The 26,391-nt window shown below is 41.5% G+C and carries 22 protein-coding genes, 1 tRNA gene and 1 pseudogene; 19 read left to right on the top strand and 5 right to left on the bottom strand.

Translation table 11 applies throughout. The features are described from left to right. The first annotated feature begins 26 nt into the window (after positions 1–26). The 3 genes from ACQ2HE_RS18000 (at position 27) to nusG (ending at position 878) form a co-directional block, all read left to right on the top strand. Positions 27–100, top strand: a tRNA-Trp gene (locus tag ACQ2HE_RS18000). Between the two features lie 20 nt (positions 101–120). Continuing rightward, positions 121–315 carry a preprotein translocase subunit SecE gene (secE, locus tag ACQ2HE_RS17995; protein ID WP_430900407.1) on the top strand — a complete coding sequence of 65 codons (195 nt, stop codon included), beginning with the start codon at positions 121–123 and terminating at the stop codon, positions 313–315. Continuing rightward, complete coding sequence (nusG, locus tag ACQ2HE_RS17990; protein ID WP_430900405.1) at positions 315–878, top strand: transcription termination/antitermination protein NusG; 564 nt, start codon at positions 315–317, stop codon at positions 876–878. The genes secE and nusG overlap by 1 nt, the downstream gene beginning before the upstream one ends. A 443-nt stretch (positions 879–1,321) precedes the next feature. On the opposite strand, the gene ACQ2HE_RS17985 is transcribed toward nusG, so the two are convergent. Next, positions 1,322–1,681, bottom strand: a complete 360-nt coding sequence (locus ACQ2HE_RS17985; protein WP_430900403.1) for a hypothetical protein — start codon at positions 1,679–1,681, stop codon at positions 1,322–1,324. Between the two features lie 367 nt (positions 1,682–2,048). Here ACQ2HE_RS17985 and rplK point away from each other — a divergent pair, with 367 nt between their 5' ends. The 9 genes from rplK (at position 2,049) to ACQ2HE_RS17940 (ending at position 16,189) form a co-directional block, all read left to right on the top strand. Then, positions 2,049–2,492: a 50S ribosomal protein L11 gene (gene rplK, locus ACQ2HE_RS17980; protein ID WP_430900401.1), complete on the top strand. Its 444-nt coding sequence runs from the start codon at positions 2,049–2,051 to the stop codon at positions 2,490–2,492. A gap of 49 nt (positions 2,493–2,541) precedes the next feature. Beyond that, positions 2,542–3,234: a 50S ribosomal protein L1 gene (gene rplA, locus ACQ2HE_RS17975; RefSeq protein WP_430900399.1), complete on the top strand. Its 693-nt coding sequence runs from the start codon at positions 2,542–2,544 to the stop codon at positions 3,232–3,234. An 87-nt stretch (positions 3,235–3,321) separates the two neighbouring features. Further along, a complete protein-coding gene (gene rplJ / locus ACQ2HE_RS17970; RefSeq protein ID WP_430900397.1) occupies positions 3,322–3,846 on the top strand; it encodes a 50S ribosomal protein L10 in 525 nt (174 codons plus the stop codon). 133 nt (positions 3,847–3,979) lie between these two features. Then, positions 3,980–4,354 (top strand): 50S ribosomal protein L7/L12, encoded by a 375-nt coding sequence (rplL, locus tag ACQ2HE_RS17965; RefSeq protein ID WP_430900395.1) that lies wholly within the window; start codon positions 3,980–3,982, stop codon positions 4,352–4,354. A 381-nt stretch (positions 4,355–4,735) separates the two neighbouring features. Further along, on the top strand, positions 4,736–8,539 hold the full coding sequence (gene rpoB, locus ACQ2HE_RS17960) for a DNA-directed RNA polymerase subunit beta (protein ID WP_430900393.1): 3,804 nt from the start codon (positions 4,736–4,738) through the stop codon (positions 8,537–8,539). A gap of 115 nt (positions 8,540–8,654) precedes the next feature. Then, positions 8,655–12,941 carry a DNA-directed RNA polymerase subunit beta' gene (rpoC, locus tag ACQ2HE_RS17955; protein ID WP_430900391.1) on the top strand — a complete coding sequence of 1,429 codons (4,287 nt, stop codon included), beginning with the start codon at positions 8,655–8,657 and terminating at the stop codon, positions 12,939–12,941. 135 nt (positions 12,942–13,076) lie between these two features. Next, positions 13,077–13,682: an OmpH/Skp family outer membrane protein gene (locus ACQ2HE_RS17950; RefSeq protein WP_430900389.1), complete on the top strand. Its 606-nt coding sequence runs from the start codon at positions 13,077–13,079 to the stop codon at positions 13,680–13,682. A 78-nt stretch (positions 13,683–13,760) separates the two neighbouring features. Further along, on the top strand, positions 13,761–15,182 hold the full coding sequence (locus tag ACQ2HE_RS17945) for an APC family permease (protein WP_430900387.1): 1,422 nt from the start codon (positions 13,761–13,763) through the stop codon (positions 15,180–15,182). A gap of 8 nt (positions 15,183–15,190) precedes the next feature. Continuing rightward, positions 15,191–16,189: a bifunctional heptose 7-phosphate kinase/heptose 1-phosphate adenyltransferase gene (locus ACQ2HE_RS17940; protein WP_430900385.1), complete on the top strand. Its 999-nt coding sequence runs from the start codon at positions 15,191–15,193 to the stop codon at positions 16,187–16,189. A 217-nt stretch (positions 16,190–16,406) separates the two neighbouring features. Here the strand turns inward: ACQ2HE_RS17940 and ACQ2HE_RS17935 are convergent, their stop codons facing one another. Further along, complete coding sequence (locus tag ACQ2HE_RS17935) at positions 16,407–17,093, bottom strand: DUF6498-containing protein (protein WP_430900383.1); 687 nt, start codon at positions 17,091–17,093, stop codon at positions 16,407–16,409. A 52-nt stretch (positions 17,094–17,145) separates the two neighbouring features. Between ACQ2HE_RS17935 and ACQ2HE_RS17930 the strand changes: the two genes are divergently transcribed. Then, on the top strand, positions 17,146–18,042 hold the full coding sequence (locus ACQ2HE_RS17930) for a 3-hydroxybutyryl-CoA dehydrogenase (RefSeq protein ID WP_430900381.1): 897 nt from the start codon (positions 17,146–17,148) through the stop codon (positions 18,040–18,042). Between the two features lie 5 nt (positions 18,043–18,047). Here the strand turns inward: ACQ2HE_RS17930 and ACQ2HE_RS17925 are convergent, their stop codons facing one another. The 3 genes from ACQ2HE_RS17925 to ribD are packed head-to-tail and all read right to left on the bottom strand — an operon-like array spanning position 18,048 to position 20,586. Further along, positions 18,048–18,653 (bottom strand): YigZ family protein, encoded by a 606-nt coding sequence (locus tag ACQ2HE_RS17925; protein WP_430900379.1) that lies wholly within the window; start codon positions 18,651–18,653, stop codon positions 18,048–18,050. 1 nt (position 18,654) lies between these two features. Continuing rightward, positions 18,655–19,527, bottom strand: a complete 873-nt coding sequence (locus tag ACQ2HE_RS17920) for an EamA family transporter (protein ID WP_430900377.1) — start codon at positions 19,525–19,527, stop codon at positions 18,655–18,657. Positions 19,528–19,530: 3 nt separating this feature from the next. Then, positions 19,531–20,586, bottom strand: coding sequence for a bifunctional diaminohydroxyphosphoribosylaminopyrimidine deaminase/5-amino-6-(5-phosphoribosylamino)uracil reductase RibD (ribD, locus tag ACQ2HE_RS17915; protein ID WP_430900375.1), 1,056 nt, complete (start codon positions 20,584–20,586; stop codon positions 19,531–19,533). Positions 20,587–20,632: 46 nt separating this feature from the next. Here ribD and prmC point away from each other — a divergent pair, with 46 nt between their 5' ends. The 6 genes and pseudogenes from prmC to ACQ2HE_RS17885 form a co-directional block, all read left to right on the top strand. Next, positions 20,633–21,481 (top strand): peptide chain release factor N(5)-glutamine methyltransferase, encoded by an 849-nt coding sequence (gene prmC, locus ACQ2HE_RS17910; RefSeq protein WP_430900373.1) that lies wholly within the window; start codon positions 20,633–20,635, stop codon positions 21,479–21,481. A 680-nt stretch (positions 21,482–22,161) separates the two neighbouring features. After that, positions 22,162–22,776 carry a hypothetical protein gene (locus ACQ2HE_RS17905; protein WP_430900371.1) on the top strand — a complete coding sequence of 205 codons (615 nt, stop codon included), beginning with the start codon at positions 22,162–22,164 and terminating at the stop codon, positions 22,774–22,776. Positions 22,777–22,909: 133 nt separating this feature from the next. Then, on the top strand, positions 22,910–23,530 hold the full coding sequence (locus ACQ2HE_RS17900; RefSeq protein WP_430900369.1) for a hypothetical protein: 621 nt from the start codon (positions 22,910–22,912) through the stop codon (positions 23,528–23,530). A 496-nt stretch (positions 23,531–24,026) separates the two neighbouring features. Beyond that, complete coding sequence (locus tag ACQ2HE_RS17895) at positions 24,027–24,776, top strand: hypothetical protein (RefSeq protein WP_430900367.1); 750 nt, start codon at positions 24,027–24,029, stop codon at positions 24,774–24,776. Positions 24,777–24,890: 114 nt separating this feature from the next. Then, positions 24,891–25,490: a toxin-antitoxin system YwqK family antitoxin gene (locus ACQ2HE_RS17890; protein WP_430900365.1), complete on the top strand. Its 600-nt coding sequence runs from the start codon at positions 24,891–24,893 to the stop codon at positions 25,488–25,490. A 188-nt stretch (positions 25,491–25,678) separates the two neighbouring features. Beyond that, positions 25,679–26,391 (top strand): annotated as a pseudogene (locus ACQ2HE_RS17885) (hypothetical protein); the annotation flags it as partial.

Below are 26,391 nucleotides of genomic sequence, written 5' to 3'. Positions count from 1 at the left end.
AACCACGGGATAGCTTTTAGCTTTCTACGGGCATAGTTCAATGGTAGAATAGAGGTCTCCAAAACCTTCGATCTGGGTTCGAATCCTAGTGCCCGTGCCAGTTAACTGAAAAAACGAAACATGAATAAAGTAACCACCTACTTCAAAGAGAGCTACTCAGAGTTGCTTTCGAAAGTGAGCTGGCCTACCTGGAGCGAATTGCAACAATCAACTGTAATTGTTCTGGTAGCTACCCTGTTGATTACTGCTATGGTTTGGGTGATGGATCTTCTAGCACAAACCGGTCTTAAATTCATTTACTCATTATTAGCATAATGGAACAAGCTACCCAACAAGAATCAAAATGGTACGTGCTGCGCGTGGTGAGCGGTAAAGAGCGTAAAGTAAAAGAATACCTCGATAAAGAGATTTCTCGCGGCGGCTGGGCTGAAGTTGTAAAGCAAATTTTCTTACCTGTTGAAAAAGTATACAAAGTTCAAAACGGTAAGAAAGTAATGCGCGAACGCAACTACTATCCGGGTTATGTAATGATCGAAGTTGTAGACGGGAAATTATCAGACGATCTTCGCGACGTTATCAAGAATACTACCAACGTGATCCATTTCTTGGGCAAGGACAATCCTACCGCCCTCAGAAAAGCGGAAGTAAACAAAATGTTGGGTAAAATGGATGAAATGGCAGATGCCGGCGGCGTAAGCATGAGCGAGCCTTTCATTGTTGGTGAAACCATCAAGATCATCGAAGGTCCTTTCAACGATTTCAACGGTATCATCGAAGAAGTAAACGACGAGAAGAAGAAATTGAAAGTTACAGTAAAGATCTTCGGACGCTCTACACCGGTAGAACTCAACTACATGCAAGTAGAGAAATTAGCTTAAGATTTTTTTAGAATAGAATTGAAAAGGGTTTGCAGCAATGCGGACCCTTTTTTTTAGGCCTTAGGTTGTTAGGCCTTAGGCTTTAGGCTTTTTTGACAACAGATACACAGATTAGCCTCCGCTTTTCAATCAACCTACCAGCGATCAGGATTTACAAGATTAAAGGATTTGCAGGATGGATAGTCTTCTGCCTCCTCCATCTTCCTCCCTTGTATTTCCTCGTTTCTCGTTCCTCGCTCCTCGATCCTCGTTCCTCGCTCCTCGATCCTCGTTCCTCGCTCCTCGCTCCTCACTCCTGTTTTCCGGCTGTTTCATTATTAATTATTACTTATTACTTATTAATTAGTTCGGCTGTTCCATTATTAATTATTAATTCTTAATTATTAATTAAAAAAAAGGTTGCCCCAACCGGAACAACCTTTCAAAAATTTATAGACTACTAATTAGCTAGCGCTTTCAGTTGAAGCAGGAGCTTCAGCAACTACTACAGGAGCTTCTACTACGGGAGCAGGAGCGGGAGCTGCTTTTTTAGCGGGCTTTTTAGCTGCTTTCTTTTTAGGAGCTGCTTTTTTGGGAGCGGCTTTCTTGGCTGCTTTTTTAGGAGCGGCTTTCTTAGCGGCCTTTTTTACTGCTTTTTTAGCTGCTTTCTTAGGAGCGGCTTTTTTTACAGCTTTCTTAGCGGCTTTTTTAGGAGCTTTTTTGGCAGCTTTTTTCGCAGCCTTCTTAGGAGCTTTTTTAGCTACTTTCTTAGCAGCTTTCTTGGGAGCGGCTTTTTTGGCAGCTTTTTTCTTTGCTTTTGCCATAACTTGCTTTGTTTTTAGTTGTGGAATGAGTTAGTTAAATAGATATATAAATTTAGAGAGAGTATTTAATACTAAAAAATTTTATACACCCTCATTTTCAAAAAATTACGCAGGTGTACATAGTGTGTGAATAACCTATCCTTCAAGAACACACTAGCAAATACACAAAGATGCCACAAGAAAAAATCTTTGCGAACTCAACGAATTTTCCTAATTTTGCCCTCCCAATTACAAGTTCTTTCAATGAATGGTTTGTTTCGTTCTGAAAATGAACGATTTAGATCAGAATCAGCAAATGCTGATTGAGGAATTTGGGAGACGGAGTAGCGAAAAGTGAAACGTCGTTTGAACCAATAAATCAATAACAATGGCAAAAGAAATTACCGGTTACGTAAAGCTACAGGTAAAAGGTGGTCAGGCCAATCCCGCACCTCCCGTAGGTCCTGCATTAGGTTCCAAAGGTGTTAACATCATGGAATTCTGTAAGCAGTTCAATGCTCGCACACAGGAAAAAATTGGAAAAGTTCTCCCTGTATTAATTACTGTTTACTCAGACAAGTCTTTCGAGTTCGTTATCAAAACGCCTCCTGCAGCTGTACAGTTGTTGGAAGCCGCTAAACTCCAAAGCGGATCTAAAGAACCCAACCGTACAAAAGTTGGTAAAGTTACCTGGCCTCAAATTGAAGCAATTGCTAAGGACAAAATGCCTGACTTAAACTGCTTCACTTTGGAAAGCGCTATGAGCATGGTAGCTGGTACCGCTCGTAGTATGGGATTAACCGTTGACGGTAAAGCTCCCTGGGAAAATTAATTCTTTAAAGATGCTGCCCCAGTGGCGGACAAACTAAAAACGAAAGACAATGGGAATCTCCAAAAAAAGAAAAATCGCCGATACAAAGGTTGATAAGAATAAAGCCTACTCACTCAAAGAAGCTTCTGCTTTGGTGAAGGACGTTAACACAACAAAATTTGACGCTTCTGTAGATTTACACATCCGTTTGGGTGTAGATCCTAAGAAAGCCGATCAAGCCATCCGTGGTACAGTTACCTTACCTCACGGTACCGGTAAAACGAAACGCGTATTGGTACTTTGTACTCCAGACAAAGAAGAAGCAGCAAAGGCAGCCGGTGCTGACTATGTTGGATTAGATGAATTCGTTCAAAAAATCGAAGGCGGTTGGGTAGATGTAGACGTTATCGTTGCAACTCCTGCTGTAATGCCTAAGATCGGTAAATTAGGTAAAGTATTAGGTCCTCGTAACTTGATGCCAAACCCTAAAACAGGTACAGTTACCAATGATGTAGCTGCAGCTGTAAACGAAGTGAAAGGTGGTAAAATCGCATTTAAAGTTGACAAAGCTGGTATCATCCACGCTTCTGTAGGTCGCGTAAGCTTCAGCCCCGAGAAATTGGTGGAGAACAGCACCGAGTTCATCAATGCGATTATCAAGGCAAAACCTGCTACTGCAAAAGGAACCTACGTGAAAAGCGTGTTCTTGGCAAGCAGCATGAGCCCAAGTATCCCAGTTGATACCAAATCCTTTATTCACTAATCAACGGTTCTTTCTTTAAACCAAAGAATCGAAACAACATCTTTTACAAACCGATTGCTTCGGTAAGCGGTTCTAAAAACAGATAAAATGACAAAAGATCAAAAAAATGAAGTGATTGAAATGCTGAAGGGTAAATTCTCTCAGTATTCTAACTTCTATATCGCAGATACAGAATCTTTGACTGTTGAGCAAGTGAGCACTTTGCGTCGCGCTTGTTTCAATAAGCAAGTTGAAATGAAAGTGGCTAAAAACACTTTGATTAAAAAAGCATTGGAATCATTGGATGCTGAACGTTTTGCCGGTGTTTATGACGCTTTGCACAACGTAACTGCATTGATGTTCTCTGATAACCCTAAAGAACCCGCTTTAATCATCAGCGATTTCCGCAAAGGTGGTAAAGTTGAAAAGCCTGTATTGAAAGCTGCTTTCATCAATGGCGATGTTTACATGGGCGATAAGAACTTGGTGGCTCTTACAAAAATCAAAACCAAGAACGAACTTATCGGCGAGGTTATTGGCTTGCTCCAATCTCCTGCAAAACGTGTATTGGCTGCTTTGTTGCACCATCACGAAAAGCAAGCTAACGGCGGTGCCGAAGCTGCTTCAGCATAAGAATCATGAAAGGGTAGGAGCAATCTTACCTTCTTATAGAATAGCCCTAGCCTGCGGGATATAAACGGCAAATTTTTTTAAAACAGCCGTCGGATCTCTTAACGAGAAAAGAAGACGGTAAAAATTAAACAAAATGGCAGACGTTAAACAATTAGCGGAACAACTAGTAGCCTTAACTGTAAAAGAAGTACAGGAATTGGCTGATTTCATGAAATCTGAATACGGTATCGAACCAGCTGCTGCTGCGGTAGTAGTTGCTGAAGGTGCTGGCGGTGGCGCAGCTGCTGCAGAAGAAAAAACTGCTTTCGATGTAGTATTGAAGAGCGGTGGTGCTTCTAAATTGAACGTAGTTAAAGTAGTAAAAGACTTAACTGGTTTAGGTCTTAAAGAAGCGAAAGACCTCGTAGACGGTGCTCCTAAAACCGTTAAAGAAGGTTTAAGCAAAGCTGACGCTGAAGCTTTAGCTGCTAAGTTGAAAGAAGCAGGTGCTGAAGTTGAAATTCAGTAATCTGTACAGATACCTAAAACGAAAGGGTTTGCGAATGCAAACCCTTTGTTTTTTAGGCAATTAGGAACATTTCTGCCCTAAATTCAATTGTCTGAGCCCTCAATTCCGGGGAATATAAGCCAAAAAATGCCTAAAACCACCCGGTTTTCCACAAAGTGAGCAAAAAACCGGCCAATTTTTGTTGTTGGTTGGAATCAATTCATTACTTTTGCCCTCCGTTTTGCAAAACATACTGATTCAGCAGTTACAATTCTAATGGCCAATTTACAATAGCTGTATTGATATTAGTTAAATGAAAATCTTGGTCGATTTTCATAACGGAATTTCTGTCTATAGACGTTTTTTGTAGTTCGAACAATTAAAAAACCGGTTTTAATTAATATGTCTTCAACACAAACGAACCAGCGGGTGAATTTTGGTAAGATCAAAACCTTAGCCGAAGCCCCTGACCTGCTCGAAGTGCAGATTCAATCCTTCAAAGACTTCTTTCAATTAGAAACCACTCCAGACAAGCGTAACAACGAAGGTCTCTTTAAAGTATTTAAAGAAAACTTCCCCATTACCGATACACGAAACATCTTCGTGCTGGAGTTTCTAGATTACTTCATCGACCCGCCCCGCTACACCATCGAAGAGTGTATGGAGCGTGGACTTACGTATGCGGTTCCCCTGAAAGCAAAACTCAGATTGAGCTGTAACGATGAAGAGCACGTAGATTTCCAAACAATTGTTCAGGACGTGTTCCTGGGTAATATCCCGTATATGACCCCTCGCGGTACCTTCGTGATCAACGGAGCAGAACGCGTTGTGGTGTCTCAATTGCACCGTTCTCCAGGGGTATTCTTCGGACAATCCGTTCACCCCAACGGTACAAAAATCTACTCTGCCCGTGTAATTCCTTTCAAAGGAGCATGGATGGAGTTCGCGACCGATATCAACAACGTAATGTATGCGTATATCGATCGTAAGAAAAAATTCCCTGTAACTACCTTGTTACGTTCTATCGGTTACGAAACAGATAAGGACATCCTTGAACTGTTCGGTATGGCCGAAGAAGTAGCCGGAGATAAAAAAGCCCTCGCGAAATACGAAGGTCGCCGCTTGGCTGCCCGCGTATTGAGAAGTTGGGTGGAAGACTTCGTTGATGAAGACACCGGTGAGGTGGTAAGCATCGAACGTAACGAAGTTATCTTAGAACGCGATTCTATCCTCGATGAAGAAGCCATTGAAATGGTGGTAGACATGGGCGTAGAAAGCGTGTTCATCCAAAGAGAAGATGTAGGTGGCGATTTCGCAATCATCTACAACACCTTGAACAAAGATACCTCTAACAGTGAGTTGGAAGCCGTTCAGCATATCTACCGCCAATTGCGTGGTGCCGATGCGCCTGATAACGAAACCGCTCGCGGTATCATCGACAAGTTGTTCTTCTCCGACAAACGTTATGACTTAGGTGAAGTAGGTCGCTACAAAATCAACCGCAAGTTGAATTTGGAAGCTCCTTTGGATCAAAAGACATTGACGAAAGAAGACATCATCGAAATCATTAAATACCTCGTACGCCTTACCAACGGTAAAGCTGAGATCGACGATATCGATCACTTAAGCAACCGTCGTGTAAGAACAGTAGGAGAGCAGTTGTATGCTCAGTTCGGAGTAGGTTTGGCTCGTATGGCTCGTACCATCCGTGAGCGTATGAACGTGCGCGATAATGAAGTATTCACTCCGGTTGATTTGATCAATGCTAGAACACTTTCTTCTGTGATCAACTCTTTCTTCGGTACTTCTCAATTGTCTCAGTTCCTCGATCAAACCAACCCACTTTCTGAGATCACACACAAACGTCGTATCTCAGCACTCGGTCCCGGTGGTTTGAGCCGCGAAAGAGCAGGTTTCGAGGTACGTGACGTACACTATTCTCACTATGGTCGTCTTTGTACCATTGAAACTCCGGAAGGTCCAAACATCGGTTTGATCTCAACTCTTTGCGTACACGCAAAGATCAATGAGATGGGCTTTATCGAAACTCCTTACCACAAGGCTGTTGAAGGTAAAGTGGATTTAACCCAGTTGACTTTCTTGAGCGCTGAAGAAGAAGATACTGCTAAAATTGCCCAGGCAAGTGCTCCGTTAACACCTAATGGAGAATTTGTAGAAGATAAAATTGAAAGCCGTCAAACCGGTGACTTCCCCATCCTCGAAAAGAGCGAAGTAGAATACATGGACGTAGCTCCGAACCAAATTGTTGGTTTGAGTGCATCTTTGATTCCGTTCTTAGAGCATGATGACGCCAACCGTGCCTTGATGGGATCGAACATGCAACGTCAGGCCGTTCCATTGATCCGTCCGGAAGTTCCGATTGTAGGTACCGGTTTGGAAGGAAAAGCAGCTCGCGATGCACGTGTTCAAATTCTTTCTGAAGGCGAAGGCGTGGTTGAATATGTAGACGGTTCAGAAATTCATGTTCGTTACGATCGTTCTGAAGGCGACCGCTTGGTAAGCTTTGAAGAAGATCTTCGCATCTATAAACTCACGAAGTTTATCAAAACCAACCAAGAAACTTCTATCAACCAAAAGCCTGCCGTTAAAAAAGGTCAGCGCGTGGTGAAAGGCGACTTCTTAACGGAAGGATACGCTGTTCAAAGAGGTGAATTGGCCTTGGGTAGAAACCTGAAAGTGGCCTTCATGCCATGGAAAGGTTACAACTTCGAGGATGCGATCGTAATCAATGAAAAAGTAGTAAGAGAAGATTTATTTACGTCTATCCATATCAGTGAGTACGAATTGGAAGTTCGCGATACTAAATTGGGTGAAGAAGAATTGACTCCTGATATTCCAAACGTAAGTGAGGAAGCTACTAAAGACCTCGATGAGAATGGTATTATTCGTTTGGGTGCTGCCATCAAAGAAGGCGATATCCTGATCGGTAAAATCACTCCTAAAGGGGAAAGCGATCCTACTCCGGAAGAGAAGTTGTTGAGAGCGATCTTCGGTGACAAAGCCGGTGACGCAAAAGACGCTTCTTTAAAAGCTCCAAACGGAGTTGAAGGGGTAGTAATCGGTAAGAAATTATTCCAACGTGCGAAGAAAGATAAGAACGCTAAGATCCGTGAGAAAGCATCTCTAGAGAAATTAGAAAAAGTTCACGAGAAGAATGAAGAAGATCTGAAAGAACTGTTGTTGAACAAATTGCAAGTGTTGTTGAGAGACAAAACTTCTGCAGGTGTAAACAATAACTTCGGTGAAGTTCAAATCGGTAAAGGTGCGAAGTTCAATCCTAAGAACTTGGCGGGTATCGATTACTTGAATGTGAATCCTTTGGGATGGACCGGAGATGCAGTGATCGATGATCAAATCAACATCTTGTTGCACAACTACAGCATCAAATACAACGAGGAATTAGGTCGCTATAAGAGAGAGAAATTCAACATCTCTATCGGTGACGAATTGCCTGCAGGTGTATTGAAGTTGGCGAAAGTGTACCTCGCTGTAAAACGTAAGTTGAAAGTGGGAGATAAGATGGCGGGTCGTCACGGTAACAAAGGTATCGTTGCGAAGATCGTTCGTGCTGAAGACATGCCGTTCTTGGAAGATGGTACACCGGTTGATATCGTGTTGAACCCACTAGGGGTACCTTCACGTATGAACTTGGGTCAGATTTACGAAACAGTTCTTGGTTGGGCCGGTTTGAAATTGGGTGTTAAGTTCGCTACTCCAATCTTCGACGGTGCTACAGTAGAAGAAATTGCTGAACATATTGATAGAGCAGGATTGCCTAGCTTCGGTCACTCATACCTGTATGATGGTGAAACCGGTGAGCGCTTCCACCAGAAGGCTACCGTGGGTGTGATCTACATGATCAAACTCCACCACATGGTTGATGATAAGATGCACGCACGTTCTATCGGACCATACAGCTTGATTACGCAACAACCTTTGGGTGGTAAAGCTCAGTTCGGTGGTCAGCGTTTCGGTGAGATGGAGGTTTGGGCACTCGAAGCATACGGTGCATCAAACATTCTACAAGAGTTACTGACCTTGAAGTCGGATGATATCATCGGTCGTGCGAAAACGTACGAAGCAATTGTAAAAGGTGATAATATTCCAAGAGCCGGTATCCCAGAATCTTTCAACGTGTTGGTACACGAATTGAGAGGTCTCGGTCTCGATCTGAAATTTGAATAATAATAGGAACAGCACACTGCTACGAGCGGTGTGCTTTCTCCATATTAGTTCTATTTAAAAACCATCACTTCGAATCTCGTAGTTCGAAGAAAACAGATAAAAAGCGAAACAGAATATGGCTATTAAGAAAGACAATCGTCCAAGGGCCACATTTTCAAAGATTACTATCGGCCTTGCTTCTCCCGACTCCATTTTAGAGCGCAGCTATGGTGAAGTATTGAAGCCCGAAACAATCAACTATCGTACGTACAAGCCTGAAAGAGATGGTTTGTTCTGCGAGCGTATCTTCGGACCGGTAAAAGATTATGAATGTGCCTGCGGTAAGTACAAGCGTATCCGTTATAAGGGTATTGTGTGCGACCGTTGCGGTGTTGAAGTAACTGAAAAGAAAGTACGTCGCGAACGTATGGGTCACATCAAATTGGTGGTGCCTGTAGTTCACATTTGGTATTTCAAAAGTCTTCCTAATAAAATTGGTTACCTCCTCGGTGTTTCTTCTAAGAAACTCGAAACGATCGTTTATTACGAGCGTTATGTGGTAATTCAAGCCGGTGTAAAAGAAAACCTGAAACCAGGCGATCTTTTAACTGAAGAAGAGTATTTGGAACTGTTGGAAACCCTTCCAAAAGACAACCAATACCTTCCCGATGAAGATCCTAACAAGTTCATCGCGAAAATGGGTGCTGAAGCGGTTCATGATATGTTGCAACGTATCGACCTCGACTCATTGTCGTTCAGCCTCCGTAATGCCGCTGCAAATGAAACATCTCAACAACGTAAGGCAGATGCCTTGAAGCGTTTGAGTGTTGTAGAAGCATTCCGTGATGCCAACTCAAGAATCACTAACCGTCCTGAATGGATGGTGATGCAATACATCCCTGTTATTCCACCTGAATTGCGCCCGTTAGTGCCTTTGGATGGTGGACGTTTCGCATCTTCAGACTTGAACGACCTTTACCGTCGTGTGATCATCCGCAACAACCGCTTGAAGCGTTTGTTGGAGATCAAAGCTCCTGAAGTAATCTTGCGTAACGAAAAACGTATGTTGCAAGAAGCGATCGATAGCTTGTTCGACAACTCACGTAAATCAAATGCCGTTAAAGCAGAAGGTGGACGTGCACTGAAATCACTCAGTGATGTGTTGAAAGGTAAGCAAGGTCGTTTCCGTCAAAACTTGTTGGGTAAACGTGTTGACTACTCTGGTCGTTCTGTAATCGTGGTAGGTCCTGAACTGAAACTACACGAGTGCGGATTGCCAAAAGACATGGCTGCCGAGTTGTTCAAACCATTTATCATTCGCAAACTCATTGAAAGAGGTATCGTTAAAACTGTAAAATCTGCGCGTAAACTTGTTGATCGCAAAGAGGCTGTGGTTTGGGATATCCTTGAAAATATTCTGAAAGGTCACCCGGTAATGTTAAACCGTGCCCCAACATTGCACCGTTTATCAATCCAGGCCTTCCAACCAAAATTGATTGAAGGTAAAGCCATTCAATTGCACCCATTGGTTACATCAGCGTTCAACGCCGACTTCGATGGTGACCAAATGGCGGTTCACGTGCCTTTGAGCAACGCAGCCGTATTGGAAGCGCAATTGTTGATGCTTTCTTCTCATAACATCTTGAACCCTCAAAATGGTGCGCCAATCACCCTTCCTTCTCAGGACATGGTACTTGGATTGTACTACATTTCTAAGGGCAAGAAATCAATGGGAGATTTGGTAATGCGCGGTGAAGGCAAAGCTTTCTACAGTGCAGATGAGGTGATCATTGCTTACAACGAAGGTCAAGTTGACTTACACGCTTTCATCAAAGTGAAAGCAACTGTAAGAACCGACAAAGGAGAATTGGTAACGAAGTTGATCGAGACTACAGTAGGTCGCGTGATCTTCAACCAACACGTTCCAAAAGAAGTTGGTTTCATCAACGCTTTGTTGACCAAGAAGAGCTTGAGAGAGATCATTGGTGATATCATTAAAATCACCAACGTTCCTAAAACAGCGAAATTCTTGGATGATATCAAACAATTAGGATTCCGTACTGCCTTCCAAGGTGGATTGAGCTTTAACATCAATGACTTGATCATTCCTTCTATCAAAGAAGAAGTGTTGGAGCAAGCGAAGAGTGAAGTAGATGAGGTATGGGACAACTATAACATGGGTCTTATCACCAACAACGAGCGTTACAACCAGATCGTAGATATTTGGAGCCGTGTGGATACTCGTATCACTGAAACATTGATTCGTGAATTGAGTACCGATAAGCAAGGATTCAACTCAGTATACATGATGTTGGATTCCGGAGCCCGTGGTTCTAAACAACAGATCAAGCAGCTTTGCGGTATTCGTGGATTGATGGCGAAACCAAGAAAATCAGGTTCATCAGGAAGTGAGATCATCGAAAACCCGATCTTGTCGAACTTCAAAGGTGGATTGAACGTATTGGATTACTTCATCTCTACGCACGGTGCTCGTAAGGGTCTTGCGGATACGGCCTTGAAAACAGCCGATGCGGGTTATTTGACTCGTCGTTTGGTGGACGTTGCTCAAGACGTAGTAATTACAGAAGAAGATTGCGGAACATTGCGTGGTATCGCTACCAGCGCATTGAAAGATAATGAGGAAGTAGTAGAGCCATTGTACGATCGTATTATTGGACGTACTTCTCTTCACGATGTATTCAACCCGGTAACGGATGAATTGATTGTTGAAGGCGGTAGTTTGATTACTGAAGACATTGGTAAAGCCATCGAAGATGCAGGTATCGAAACTGTAGAGATTCGTTCTGTATTGACTTGCGAAAGCAAGCGTGGTGTGTGTGTGAAATGTTACGGTAAAAACCTTGCAACAGGTAACGTTGCACAAAAAGGTGACGCAACCGGTATCATTGCAGCACAATCAATTGGTGAGCCTGGTACACAGTTGACACTTCGTACCTTCCACGTGGGTGGTGTTGCCGGATCGGCTTCAATTGAATCTTCTTTGTTGGCTAAGTTCGATGGTACAATCCAATTCGATGGATTGCGTACTGTTACAACTACGAACAACGAAGGTGAACCTACTCAAGTGGTAATCGGTCGTACCGGTGAGGTTCGTATCATGGATGTGAAGAATGATCGTTTGTTGATCACCAACAACGTTCCTTACGGTGCTATCCTCTTGATTAAAGATGGTCAGCAAGTGAAGAAAGGTGATACCATCTGTACTTGGGATCCATTCAACAACGTAATCGTTGCTGAGATCGCTGGTCAGATCAAGTTTGAAAGCGTAATTGACGGTATCACATACCGTGAAGAAGCCGACGAGCAAACAGGTCACCGTGAGAAAGTGGTAATTGAAACAAAAGATAAAACGAAGATCCCAACCTTGCTTGTTGAAGGTAAGGAGGTGAAGTTGTACAACTTGCCTGTGGGATCACATATCACTGTAGATGAAGGCGAAGATGTAAGAGCGGGTCAAGTATTGGTGAAAATTCCAAGAACGCTGCGTATGCAACGAGATATCACCGGGGGTCTTCCTCGTGTTACCGAGTTGTTCGAAGCACGTAACCCTGCGAACCCTGCGATCGTATGTGAAATTGACGGCGTAGTGTCTTTCGGAGCTATCAAACGTGGTAACCGCGAAATCGTGGTTGAAGCGAAAGATGGCGTTGTGAAGAAATACCTCGTTCCGTTGACACGTCAAATCTTGGTTCAAGACGGTGACTTCATCAAAGCCGGTGCTCCATTGTCAGATGGTCAAATTTCACCTGCTGATATTCTTTCTATCAAAGGTCCTTTCGCTGTACAAGAGTACGTAGTGAATGAGATTCAGGAAGTATATCGCTTACAGGGTGTAAAAATCAATGATAAGCACATTGAGGTGATCGTTCGTCAAATGATGAAGAAAGTAGAGATCATCGATCCGGGTGATACTCGCTTCCTCGAAGAAGATTTGGAAGATCGTTTTGACTTCAACGAAGAGAACGATTGGATCTTCGATAAGAAAGTAGTAACCGATGCAGGTGAAAGTGCGAAGATGAAAGCAGGTCAAATTGTGAGCTTGCGCGAAATCAGAGAGGAAAACTCTTTGCTCCGCAGATCAGACAAGAAGCCTGTTGAATACCGCGATGCAAATCCGGCCACTTCACAACCTGTTTTGTTAGGTATCACGAAAGCATCATTGGGAACTCAAAGCTGGATCTCAGCTGCGTCCTTCCAGGAAACTACTAAAGTATTGAGTAGTGCAGCGATCCAAGGTAAGAGCGATGATATGCTTGGCTTGAAAGAAAACGTAATTACCGGTCACCACATCCCGGCTGGTACAGGTTTGCGTGACTTCGAGAACATGATCGTAGGTAGCAAGGAAGAATATGAATTGCTCCAAACGACTCGTGAAGCCATGACTTTCGATGAAGAAGAGTAATCAACTTTTATAAAATTCAAAGCAGGAGAAGCCACGTGCTCTCCTGCTTTTTTTTAAATTAAAATTTCCTTGAATTGTTAAATTTTTTAACATTATTTTTTCGAGGAACCTTATAAATTGCGTCAAACGAATTGCATGAAGAATATTTCTACTTTACTTGGTGGCCTTGCTCTATTAGGAGTAGCGATTTTATTTTATTTACATTTTTCAGGAAGCCCTGCAAAGCCTGCAGCAGCTGCATCGAATGGTAGCAGCGCAGCATCAGGAAGCTTGAAAATAGCTTATTTCGACATTGATTCTTTGCAGACAAACTACAAAGATTTCAAAGATGCCGAAGATCAATTGAAAACTCAAGACAGCGATAACAAGATTCGCCTGAATAGCTTGGGTACTTCGTATCAAAAGAGATTGAAAGAACTTCAAGATAAAGCTCCAACCATGTCGCAAGCAGAAGGTGAAGCAGCACAACGTGAGTTGGCTACTTTGCAACAACGCTACAACCAAACGGAAGTGGAGTTGGATCAGAACATGAAGAAAACGCAAATGGATATGATGACGCGTTTGCACAACGACGTAGAAGCGTTTTTGAAAGAGTATAACAAAGAAAAAGGATTCTCTTATATTTTCGCTTATCAACCGGGTGTATTCATTTACTATAAGGATAGTGCACTGGATATTACAGGTGATATGATCAAAGGACTGAACGAGCAGTACGAGAAGAAGAAAAAAGAGAAAAAATAGTTTTGAAAGCGTAGTTCACACTACGCTTTTTTCTTGCCCTTATTTTCCTATCTTACGGTGACAAATACTACAGTCGCTATGAGTGAGAACAATCAAGGTTTTAAGCCTTCACTGGGCTTATTAGATGCTACTATGATCGTTGCCGGATCGATGATTGGTTCGGGGATCTTTATTGTAAGTGCCGATATCACCCGCAACGTGGGCAGTGCTGGTTGGTTGATCTTGGTTTGGCTTATTACAGGGTTTATGACCCTCACTGCAGCCCTCAGTTATGGCGAATTGAGCGCCATGTTTCCCAAAGCAGGTGGACAGTATGTATATCTCAAAGAAGCGTTTAATCCACTCGCAGGGTTCTTATACGGTTGGAGTTTCTTCGCAGTAATTCAAACTGCTACCATTGCTGCAGTAGGGGTAGCGTTTTCAAAATTTGCCGGTACATTTTTTCCGATTCTGGAAATCAATGATGCCAATGCTATTCATGTAGTTGGCGAATTCAGTGTATATCCTGCACAGTTTCTTTCGATCGTTATCATTTTGATTCTAACTTATATCAACACAAAAGGCGTACAGGGCGGTAAAACCATTCAAACGGTGTTTACGGTTACCAAATTGGTTTCCTTGTTTGGTCTGATCATTTTCGGATTTATTCTGGCTGCGAAATCGGAAGTGTGGAATGCGAATTGGCAAGATGCGTTTGCAGCAAAGTCTTATGATAGTGTGAAATCCGATTGGGTAAATATTGGAGGCACAGCCTTGATAGGAGCCATTGCTGCTGCCATGGTAGGTTCTATTTTCAGTAGCGACAGTTGGAACAACGTAACTTTTATTGCAGGAGAGATCAAGAACCCGCAAAAGAATATTGGATTGAGTTTGTTCCTCGGAACATTGATCGTTACCATCATTTATGTGGCTGCGAACCTGATGTACATCAGCGTACTTCCTTTGAATGAAATTGCTTTTTCAAAGCAAGATAGAGTAGCCGTTACTGCAGCAAATGTGATTTTTGGAGATGTGGGCAGATATGTAATTGCCGTGATGATCATGATCTCCACCTTTGGTTGTAACAATGGATTGATCTTAGCGGGCGCTCGTGTGTACTACACAATGGCCAAAGACGGATTGTTCTTCAAGAATGCCGGTACTTTGAACAAGCACGGGGTTCCTGAATGGGCTTTGTGGGCACAAGCAGTATTGGCCGGTGTGCTTTGTTTGAGTGGCCAGTATGGTAACTTGTTAGATATGGTTGCTTTTGTAGTGGTACTCTTTTATGTGCTTACCATCATTGGAATATTTGTATTAAGAGCGAAACGTCCCAACGCAGAACGTCCCTATAAAGCATTTGGATATCCTGTATTGCCGATCATTTACATCATTATGGGATTGGCCTTCTGTGTTGCATTGATCATACAAAAACCAATCTATGCAGGCTGGGGCTTGGGGATCACGCTTTTAGGCATACCTTTGTACTTTATTGCTTCAAAGCAAAGCGCTAAAGAATAGATTTGTATATGGCAGCAGTTAATTTTTATCAGTTGTTTCAGCAATTCGCTCAGTTGGAGATTGGAGTTATTGGAGACGTGATGTTGGATACCTATTGGTGGGGACATGTAGAGCGCATTTCACCGGAAGCCCCTGTTCCTGTAGTGGCACTCGATAAAAAAGAACAGCGTATTGGCGGAGCCGGAAACGTAGCGTTGAATTTATCCTCTATTGGTGCAAAAGCAAGTATTATTAGTGTATTGGGAAAAGATGAAGATGGAAAGCAATTGACGCAACTCTTCGAACAGCATCATATCAACACTTCTTTCTTAGTGGCATCGAACAGTAGGGTGACTACCAATAAAACCAGAATCATCAGTCGCAATCAGCAAATGATGCGATTGGATGCTGAAATGACCACTGATATCAATAAGGATGAAGAAGCTTTGTTGTTGGAAAATGTGGCGCTGTACATTCAGAAGAAAAAGCCTGCTGTGATCATCTTTGAAGATTATAACAAAGGGGTTTTAACAGCTCGCGTAATTGAGAAAGTGATTGCTTTTTGCAAAGAAGCGGGAGTGCTGACTACAGTAGATCCTAAAAAGAAGAATTTCTTTGCTTACAAAGGCGTTGATATTTTCAAGCCTAATTTGAAAGAAGTAAAAGAAGGATTGAACATTCAATTGGAAGAAATCAACAAAGAACATTTATCTCGCGTTCACGAAGAATTGAAGCGTCAGCTTTCGCACGAAACATCGTTCATAACCTTGTCTGAATACGGTGTTTTCTATTCCAATTCAAAAGAAACCAATTTACTTCCGAGTCATAGAAGAAACATCGCCGATGTATCCGGCGCCGGTGATACAGTGATTGCAGTAGCCTCTTTGGTTTACGCGGCTACAAAAGACTTGAACCTGATGGCTTCCATCGCCAATTTAGCCGGCGGACTTGTTTGTGAAGAAGTAGGAACTGTGGCGATTAAGAAGGAGCGGTTGTTGAGGGAGTGTGAGGCGGTGGTGGTTAATTAAGAATTAAGAAGTAAGAATTAAGAATGGAACAGCCTGGATAATTAATAATTAAGAATTAATAATTAATAATGAAACAGCCGGCAGTCAGGTTGATTGAATATTGGAGGCTAATCTGTGTTAATCTGTACTAATCTGAGGTTATCTGTGGTTTCAAAAAAACCTTTGCGAACCCTTTGCGTATTTCGTGCACTCTGCGGTGAACAACTTCAACCCACCCTCAGGATTTCTTCGACGCCGCATCCACCTTCTGCAACACACTACTAAAATCAATTCCATACTCCACAAAGATCTTCGAAAGAATGAAGATGATCATGAACAACTTATTCGCTCCAAATTCAAGGAACATAGCACCCACAATTACTGTAAACTGCTGAATGAAAATTCTTTTATATGGCTCAAACATGAGCGTCGCCAATGGCGCGGTTTTATAATATCCTGAAGCGAGATAGTCTTTTATAAACACCATGAAATAAGTCATGAACAAGGTAAGCATCATCAGCTTTCCACTTGCATCAAGATAGGAAGGGAATTTGAAAAGAATATCCCAACCGGAAACACCGTAATGCTCCTCAATGGATCCAACACTCCAAAAGATAGCGGTTTGAATTGCCGCAAACATTCCATAGTGAACTATGAAAAACGGAATCAAGAAAAAGCCGGTCAAGTTATTGCCGTTTGCGCGATCTATTTTGGATTGCGTATCGCGCACCATAAAGGCCGTTATTCCAAGTTTGAAGATGGTAAATATGCCTACCATTATGGTCTCCAAACAATAGATCACAAACACCTCCCTCGCTTCCCAGCCAAAGAACAAGACTCCGCTTAAGGGGATCAAATTGTACAATAGAAAAACAAGGTCCGAAAAGGTCCAATTTCGATTGCGGATATAGTGAAACAGCTTCATGGAATTTTGCTAACGGTTGGTAGTATTGATCTAAAAATACTATTTTTGATCCATGAATATAAAGAACGTTTCTGTAATTGGAGCAGGTACCATGGGCAATGGTATTGCGCATTGTTTTGCACAATATGGATTTTCAGTAACCCTGATCGACGTTTCCGAAGCCCAACTGTCGAAAGCCTTGGCTACCATCACCAAAAACTTGGATCGTATGGTAACGAAAGGAAGTTTGACGGAAGAAGGGAAGGCGAGCACCCTGGCTCATTTAAAGACCAATACGGTGCTCAAGGAAGGTGTTTCTCAAGCCGATCTAGTAGTAGAAGCGGCCACCGAAAACACGGCTTTAAAACTCACTATTTTCAAAGACATGGATGCTGCCGCTCCGGAGCATGCCATTCTTGCCACCAATACCTCCTCCATTTCGATTACGAAGATTGCTGCGGCTACCAGTCGTCCTTCCAAAGTAATTGGAATGCATTTCATGAATCCTGTTCCGATCATGAAATTGGTGGAGATCATCAATGGCTATGCTACAGAAGCCAGCGTTACGGAAACCATTGTGGAGCTGAGCAAACAATTGCAAAAAGTTCCTTGTGTGGTGAATGATTATCCCGGCTTCGTGGCCAATAGAATTTTGATGCCAATGATCAACGAAGCCATTTATACTTTGTTTGAAGGCGTAGCAGGGGTTGCTGAAATAGATACGGTCATGAAATTAGGAATGGCGCACCCAATGGGTCCCTTGCAATTGGCCGACTTTATTGGATTGGATGTTTGTTTGGCCATCTTACACGTATTGCACGATGGATTCGGTAATCCAAAATACGCTCCTTGTCCCTTATTGGTAAACATGGTGACAGCAGGCAAACTTGGTGTGAAATCGGGCGAAGGATTTTATGAATACAGCGCCGGGTCGAAAGACTTGGTGGTAAGCAAAAGGCTTTTGAAATAAGCTGATTATACTTTCGAGACTTCTACGGTGTGCAGTTCTTTAATCTCATGAGCAAACTGCTGCACCCGTTGACTCGGAATCCCTACTTTAAACCGACAGAACAAGCTTTGTTCTTTTTCCACAACGGTTCCCTCCATCTGTTTTATCAAGGTCATCACTTCATTCATTTGTGTATAATCAAATTGAATATTGAAATGATGCAACACTTGTTTTTGTGTAATAGGAGTTACTTGTAAGGCAAAAGCCGCAGCGGTTTTATAAGCATTGATAAGTCCGGGTACTCCCAACAAAGTTCCACCAAAATAGCGCACTACAACAATGAGTGTGTTGGTACATTCTTTACTATCGATTTGTCCGAGAATGGGTTTCCCGGCAGATCCTGAGGGTTCTCCATCATCGCTGGCTCTGAAATTATTGCCGTCTAAACCCAATCTGTATGCGAAGCAATGGTGATTGGCTTTCGGGTGTTCTTTTTTCAGAGCTTCGATTCGTTTTTTTACATCGTCTGTAGTTTCGATGGGATATACGAAGGCGAGGAATTTACTTCCGCGGTCTTTAAACTCTGCAAATCCGGTGCTCGCTACTGTGTTGTAGTAATGTTTCTCCTCCATATTATCCAAATGCGATTAAGGCGATCGCGCCCAAAGATAAGACAACCCCTATCCAATTGATCCACGAAAGTTTTTCTTTAAAAAGTAAAAAGGCAACAATGGTGCTGAAAAGCACAATGCCCATGTTATTAATAGGGATAATAGCCGAGCTGTTATCGCTGTGTTCTTTCAATACTTTCACCAAACACCAGATGGAGAAATAATTGGGAATGCCAATGGCAGCTCCCATGAGCATGGCTTTCCAACTAATTGTTTGTTTGCCTCGAGCTACTTGAATCAATAGCCCAATAATACCGGCCGAACCAGCAGCCGCAAAGGCGGTGATTAGGTAGGCATTATTGTTAGATTCGTTCAAAAAAGCTTGTTCTACATATTTCACCATGGTATCTAACAAACCACTGGAAAAGAACAGCACAATGGGTAAGAGGAAGAAGGCAAAATTGTGGCGGTGAGATTCCGAAGACGGTTTTGGCCAGCAAGTGAGCGCCACGGCAATGAGTGCTACTACCAGCCCAAATCCCTTTAAAAAAGTAACCGGTTCCTTGTATAAATAAATGGAGAAAACAAAGGGAATGACCAGCGATAGTTTATTGGCAACGGATACAACCGCCACTCCAATTTTTTGTGTGCTATAGCCAATGATATTGAAAATAGAAATAAAACTGGCTCCCATCAAAAGCGCCCAAGGAAACCAATGTTCTGCAACAGTTTTTACTTCAATAGGAAAAGAACCATTGACAAAGGAACCGGTGATCACACAGGCGATGTAATTGAATACAATACATTGAAATGTATTCAATCGAAACCGCTCTACCAATTTGAACGATAGAGTGAGGTAAGATGTGAGTATGATGCTACCAATTAGAAATAACATAGGTTAGTTGCTGTCTTTGTAAATCCATTCAATGGAATCGTTTTTCAATTGGATCTGTTGGATGCTCTTGTAGTTGCCTAGAACAGGTGCCTTAACCCCCTGTTCAAGATGTAAAGTTGAATTGGTAATGATGCGTGCTTCGTCCCATAGTTCAGCATTGATAAACTGCTGCAAGGTATTAGCGCCTCCTTCAATCAATACGCTGTTTAAGTTTTCTTGGTACAAGATCTTCATCAAATCGGGTAAGGGCGAAGGATCAAAGGAACTCTTTTTGTACTCGACGGTTCCTGCTTGTTCTTCTTTTATTTTATTCAATACAAGGATACGACCTTCTTTAAAAATAGGGTTGTCTGAACTTACTTTCAACGACGCATCGATCAAAACTTTTACCGGATTTTTCCCCTGCCAGAGTCGGGTGGTCAGCGATGGTCTGTCTTTAATTGCGGTATTGGTCCCCACTAAAATGGCTGCTTCTTCCGAACGCCATTTGTGCACCCATTGGTTGCTGAGCTCATTGGAGATGAATGTTCGTTCTGTGGAATTGGCTGCGATAAAACCATCCGCCGATTGAGCCCATTTTAGAATGATCCAAGGACGTTTTTTTTGATGAAACGTAAAGAATCGGTGGTTGAGATTGCGGCATTCTTGTTCGAGAACTCCTTCTACTACTTCAATCCCGGCTTTTCTAATTTTCTCGATTCCTTTGCCATTCACCTCAACAAAGGGATCACGGCAGCCCACGACCACTTTATGAATTTTCTGGTCGATGATCAGATCGCTGCAGGGCGGTGTTTTGCCGAAATGCGCGCAGGGTTCAAGGGAAACATAAAGGGTGGAAGACGGAATTAGGTGACGGTCATCCGGCTTCACACTGGCGATACAGTTGACCTCGGCATGTGGTCCACCATACACTTGATGGTAGCCTTCTCCGATGATGCGATTTTCATGAACCAAAACGGAGCCCACCATGGGATTGGGAGCAGTGGTTCCCAGTCCTTTTGCGGCCAATTCCAGGCAGCGGAGCATGTAAGATTCGTTGGGGTTCATTGTAATCGGCAAATATACAATTTTGGAGGCAAGGGCAGAACTATGCTAAGTTTGCAGTATGACCACTCTGCAAGCGCGCCAGCAGTTATTACAAGTACTATTTGACCGGTATCCCGACCGGGAAGCATCGATCATGGCCGATATGGTGATTGAGAAGCTCACCGGGTTTCCCAAGATCGAACAGATCTTAAACAAGCAATTGCCTTTGTTGAAATGGCAGGAAGAGCAATTAGAAGCCTATTTAAAGGACTTGTCGAAGGGAAGGCCGGTACAGTACGTTTTGGGAGAAGCCTGGTTTTACGGGCTTCAATTGACCGTAAACGAGGCTGTATTAATCCCCAGACCTGAAACCGAGGAATTGGTGGATTGGATCGTGAAAGATGTGAAGAAGGGAAATAGCGGAACCAAACGGATATTAGACATCGGAACCGGGAGTGGCTGCATTGCATTGGGCATTAAAAAGGGATTGCCGGCAGCTGAAGTGGTAGGAATGGATTTGAGTGCGGAGGCTTTGGATGTGGCCAAGCTGAATGCGGCGAGCAATTCATTGGCTGTTCAATGGGTGGAAGACTCTATTTTGAATCCACAACAGGAACTGGGGACGTTCGACATCATTGTAAGCAATCCTCCTTATATCACTGCTGCGGAGAAAGATCAAATGTTACCTCATGTGCTCGACTTTGAACCGCATTTAGCACTTTTTGTATACGACCAAGATCCGCTCTTGTTTTACAAAGCAATTTATAAGTATTCCAAAACTCATCTCAATGCAGGCGGTGCATTGTATTTTGAAATCAATGAGCAGATGGGAGGAGAATTGAAGCGTTGGTGTTTGGAACAGGGAGCGAGTGAAGTGGAGATAAAAAGGGATATGCAGGGGAAGGAGAGGATGGTGAGAGTGGGGTAGAGGAGAAAGAACAGGGGGAAATGCAGGAGCGAGGATGAGAGGAAGAGAAAGAACAGGGGGAAGAACAGGGGGAAGTACAGGAACGAGGATAAGAGAAAGCGAGGATCGAGCAAATTCAGAGCGCCTGAGATCGTTGCGTGATCGCTGCGCTCTCTGCGAGGTTCCTGAGCGGTTCCTGAGCTTGTCGAAGGACGAACCGAAGGTTCAACCGAAGGGCCGCCGCGGTGAAAAAACACTAAAAATATTCAATCAGTTTATTTTACCGCAAAGAAACAAAGTACGCAAAGGTTCGCAACGAAAAACTTAGCGAATTCTCTGCGCCTTTGGCGGTCTTAGCGGTGAACTTAAAGAATATGAATATCAGATGTTTAATACTGTAAGTGATAGTTCAATTGAAATTTCGTATATTCAATATTGAGCTATCATTTTTTTATTTTAAAGAAATGGCAAAAGAACCTTTTAGTGCGCGCCATACTTGCATCTGGATGGGTGCATTGTTGTTTTTGTTTTGAAAGGGTTTCGAGGAGGATTAATGAGACAACTGGAACCTCAGTTTGAAAAGCGGAATTTTTGGGTGGGGTATTTTTTGTCGTTGGTATTTTTGGTATTGGTGTTTTATGTTTTGTATTGGAAGACAATGTGATTTTTTTCTTTTCAACTGACAATTGAATAACACAAAAATGAAACGAAAAGTAATAAGTTCATTGATTCTCTTTTTTTGTTGTTTTTATAGCATTGGACAGTTTAAAATATACGGAGATAGAGATTTCAAAAATTATAGTGATAGTTTACTAAAGTATATAGGTCTGAGGGAGACATATTTTAGCAAATATGATTTTGAGATGCGTTTTTGGGTTACCAAAATTGCTGGAGATGATCATGCACTTTTTTCATTTAAACATCTTAAAAATGGAACTTGGACTCTGAATAGTTACTATTTCTCTACTTCTGATTGGAGTCGTTTTGATAAGTTGCAAACTGATAGTCTTCAGCTTCAGGAGCGATGGATTGGGAAATGGGATAGTTTGAAAAATAATCATATTCTGACCTTACCAACCGAAATGGCTGTTTTTAAAAAGTGGAAATCATCTACAGGTAATATTATAGTTGTAGCAGACGGTGTGAATTATAGGATTGAATTGTTTACTTCAAAAAAAAGGCGAAGATATAGTTACACTAATCCTGAAGTTAAGCTTACTTGCTATGATTTGAACAATGCAGAATTGGTTGCAATAAATTCAATACTTACAATTCTTGAATCAGAGTTGAGGTTTAGGAAAAAGATGGAGCTGTAATTGTAAACATATATGGATTTATGTAGTAGTTAGAATAGTCATTGAAAGAGACTGGTTTTAAGTAAGAAAGATTTTAGATATTTTAGGTAATTGAATTTGATGAAATCTTTTAATTGGAGTAAATCACACGATTATGAAGGTGACTGGTTTTTTATTGAGTATTTGGATTTTATTCAATCCTTTCCAGCTATTTGCACAAAGGACTACGGCAGATAGTATTTTTTACGAGTTTGAGAAATGTCTCTCATCATACTTCAAAAAGGAGTTTAAAAAGATTGATACATCGTATTTGTTTTTTTACGGGAACAAGTTCAATGTTTCTATGGATTTAAAAACTTTTGACTTAGATGGAGGAAGAAGTTTTGTGAACGATTTTAAGGATGCTTTAGATAGTTCTCATTTGAATGATACAAGTCATAAAGCTTTTTTTTTCCGGGGAATGTCATTCGAGGATTTTTTAAACTACATCATAACTCAAAAAACAGTCTATGGAGTCGATTGTATTATTAGAAATGTTAAAGGTGTTCTGGTGTTTGTTGATTGTCCTGATGAATTATGGCAGCATTTTTATTTTGATAAGGTCTTGTATAAAAAGATATGGATTCTTACTCCGGTAGTTGATGTCTTTAATTCAGATGGAGTAGAAACTAAACACAGTAGATTTATTTTACTGTGCTCATTTACACCAGAGAAGGGGTTTCGCGTAACAAAAAAGTATCCAATATATGAATATAAGAGTATTTGCACTCAATAAAGAAAACTCCGATTCAACATCGTACGATATCATACTAAAATATCATACCAATAGAAAACCGCCACCTATTGAAAATCTAAATGAAGAGTTATTTGTCCATTGAAATAGAGGGTATGCTTGTACTACAAGGTCATCCCACATATATCCATATACAATCAGAGAAACCTTGATTGTAAAAGCGAAAAAAAATGGCAAAAGAACCTGTTAGTGCGCGCTATACTTGCATCTGGATGGTTGCATTGTTGTTTTTTGTTTTGAAAGGGTTTCGAGGAGGGGTAAAGAGACAACTGGAACCTCAGTTTGAAAGACGGAATTTTTGGGTGGGGTATTTTCTGTCGTTGGTGTTCTTAGTGATTGCACTTTATTTTTTATTCTGACGAAACGTGTAATTGTGCAGAAAGGACATGATTCAAACTGATTATTAGCAGTGGCACTTAAATTTCCTCGAATCATACTTTCGAATATGTTAATAGTTTTTAAAATTGACAATTTGTAAATGAATAGGCAGATTAAACTAGTTGTTGCCGTGAACCTGTGTACTTTTATAATGGTGATGGCTACTTCCTGTATTGTACAAAAAGCGGCAATGAAGGAGTTTGTAGGTACATATATAGAAGTTGGGGATCCTAATACTCAATTAATACTGACAGTGGATCGTTTCTCTCTGGTTAGTCCTTATGAAAATGACCTTGCAGTTTATACTTGTTGCGATACTGTTGCTACGGGAACTTGGGTAAAAGAGGGAGGTATGCTTGTGTTTTCAACTCCTCAGTTTTTCAATTCCATTCAGGATGTTGAAGTTAAAGAATTGGTTGTTGATAAGAATGATTCTTTGTATTTCAGGATAAGAAATCCGATCGAGGATTTTTACATTAAGAACCCTGATGCTAAAAGAGAAATAGAATACAGGATTGTTTTGTTTGATAAGTCAGGATCCTATTTAGACAGTTGGGTAAATAAGTATCATTCGAATCAAATCGGAATTCCAAAAGTTAATGGTAAGATAGGGTCAGGTTTTGAAGTTACTGCTTATGTGATGAGTAATTATCAAGGACGGAATGTCGGAACTAAGATTATTGATACAAAAAAGTATTTACTTAAAAATTCTGAGGCAAATATGTTTGAGGTGGCAGTGCCGAGCTTGACCTATGAGTTTATCACATATCGAAGATTAAACCGTGATTTTATTAAAATAGTTAGTTCAAGTAAACTTGAATGGGATGGGAAGGTTTACCAAAAGCTATAGTTTTAGGTTCTTCAAGATATTTGATTTGTTTTTTGGTTTAGTTCGAGCTTTAAGTCACTATTCGGGTATTTATTTGAAAGATTTATAAAGTGTACATATTTAAAGAACTAACAAGTGCGATTCAAACTCATTATTTTTATTTTGGTGTTATTTATTTCGGTAACCGCTCGAGCCCAAGCTTACAATGGGTTTAGGGACTCTCTGATAAGAATGATCCAAATCAACAACTATAATAAAGTTGTTGATAAAATGAAAACGGGGTATTGGATGGAGTATAAGACTAAGTCAGAGACTACTCATGTGTTAGTCTATTATGTGAGCAGTGGTGTGTATTTCAATAATAAAAAAATAGGTGTTTGGGAAACCAAGAAAATGAATCAACTATTGGTTCAGAAAGAAGTTTATCTAGATAGTTCTGAAACATTGAAAATTGTATATGGTTTTTCTGAAAAGTTTCAATTGGAGAGCGAGCAATGTCTATTTTTTGATACTCGAGTTAAAGACACGGTTTATGTTCTCGATACGACATCAAATTTAGTCACTAGACAGATAGTAAACGGGAAATACATCAGGCATGGATTTTATAAAGAGTATTGGGAGAACGGGAAAACAAAAGTTCTAGGTTTTTATTCTCTAGGTAAAAAAGCGGGGCAGTGGTTTGAATTTGATGATAAAGGTAATTTGATAAGACCGGAAGATCAATTTCAAAATTAGCGGGGGATAAACGCATATGTATCTAATTAATCAATGGACTGGCGGAGATTCGTTGTTGGAAGCAGTCTTGCCCCAAGTTCTTGAGGCCTGTTGAAAAAACAAAAAAAGTGGCCTCTCAGCCACTTCTCATTTTATAGATTCTTTTCTTCACTGTTTATAGCAAGACACAAGATTTTTCTGGATATAGCTTGAACTATTATGAAGGCGACTATAGAGCCATTGGCTATGCACCTGCAGCCGGTTCCATCATCAGCAAACTGGGCGCTAGTGCGGCACCTTTGTACAATGGTAATATTGCAGCCATGTCGGTGAATATTCCGGTACTTGGGGGAGGGGCGAAGGTGTACAATTACAAATACGACCAACTGAATAGAATTGTATCGATGGATCTATTTGATGGCTTGGCAATCGGTAACAGCGGGTACTCGTTATCACAACAGCAGGCATATAAAGAACGAGTTAGTTATGACCCCAATGGAAACATTCTCCGATACGTTCGAAATGGACCTTCTACAGGTCTTGCGATGGATAGCTTGATCTACGGCTATACTGCGGGGTCTAATCGACTTCACAAAGTGGTTGATAGTATTACCCATGCGAATGCATACAGTGACATCAAGCCTGGCCAGGCAGACAATAACTATAAGTACGATGAGATTGGCAACTTGATATCGGATAATTCAGAGGGGATCACGAGTGTATCTTGGAATGTGTATGGAAAGATCACCCAAATAGTAAAGTCAACCGGAACTATTAAGTACACCTATGATGCCTCAGGAAACAGAGTTATGAAAATCACCCCGTCCGACACTACGGTGTATGTGAGGGATGCCAGTGGAAATGTTATGGCGGTGTATACTGCAACAGGAACACTGAGCCTAGCTGAGATGCATTTATACGG

Source organism: Endoryza foliicola (genome assembly GCF_050589245.1).
Taxonomy (GTDB): domain Bacteria; phylum Bacteroidota; class Bacteroidia; order Chitinophagales; family Chitinophagaceae; genus Endoryza; species Endoryza foliicola.
The sequence above is the reverse complement of the archived record's forward strand: the minus strand, read 5'-3'. Positions and strand labels throughout refer to the sequence as shown.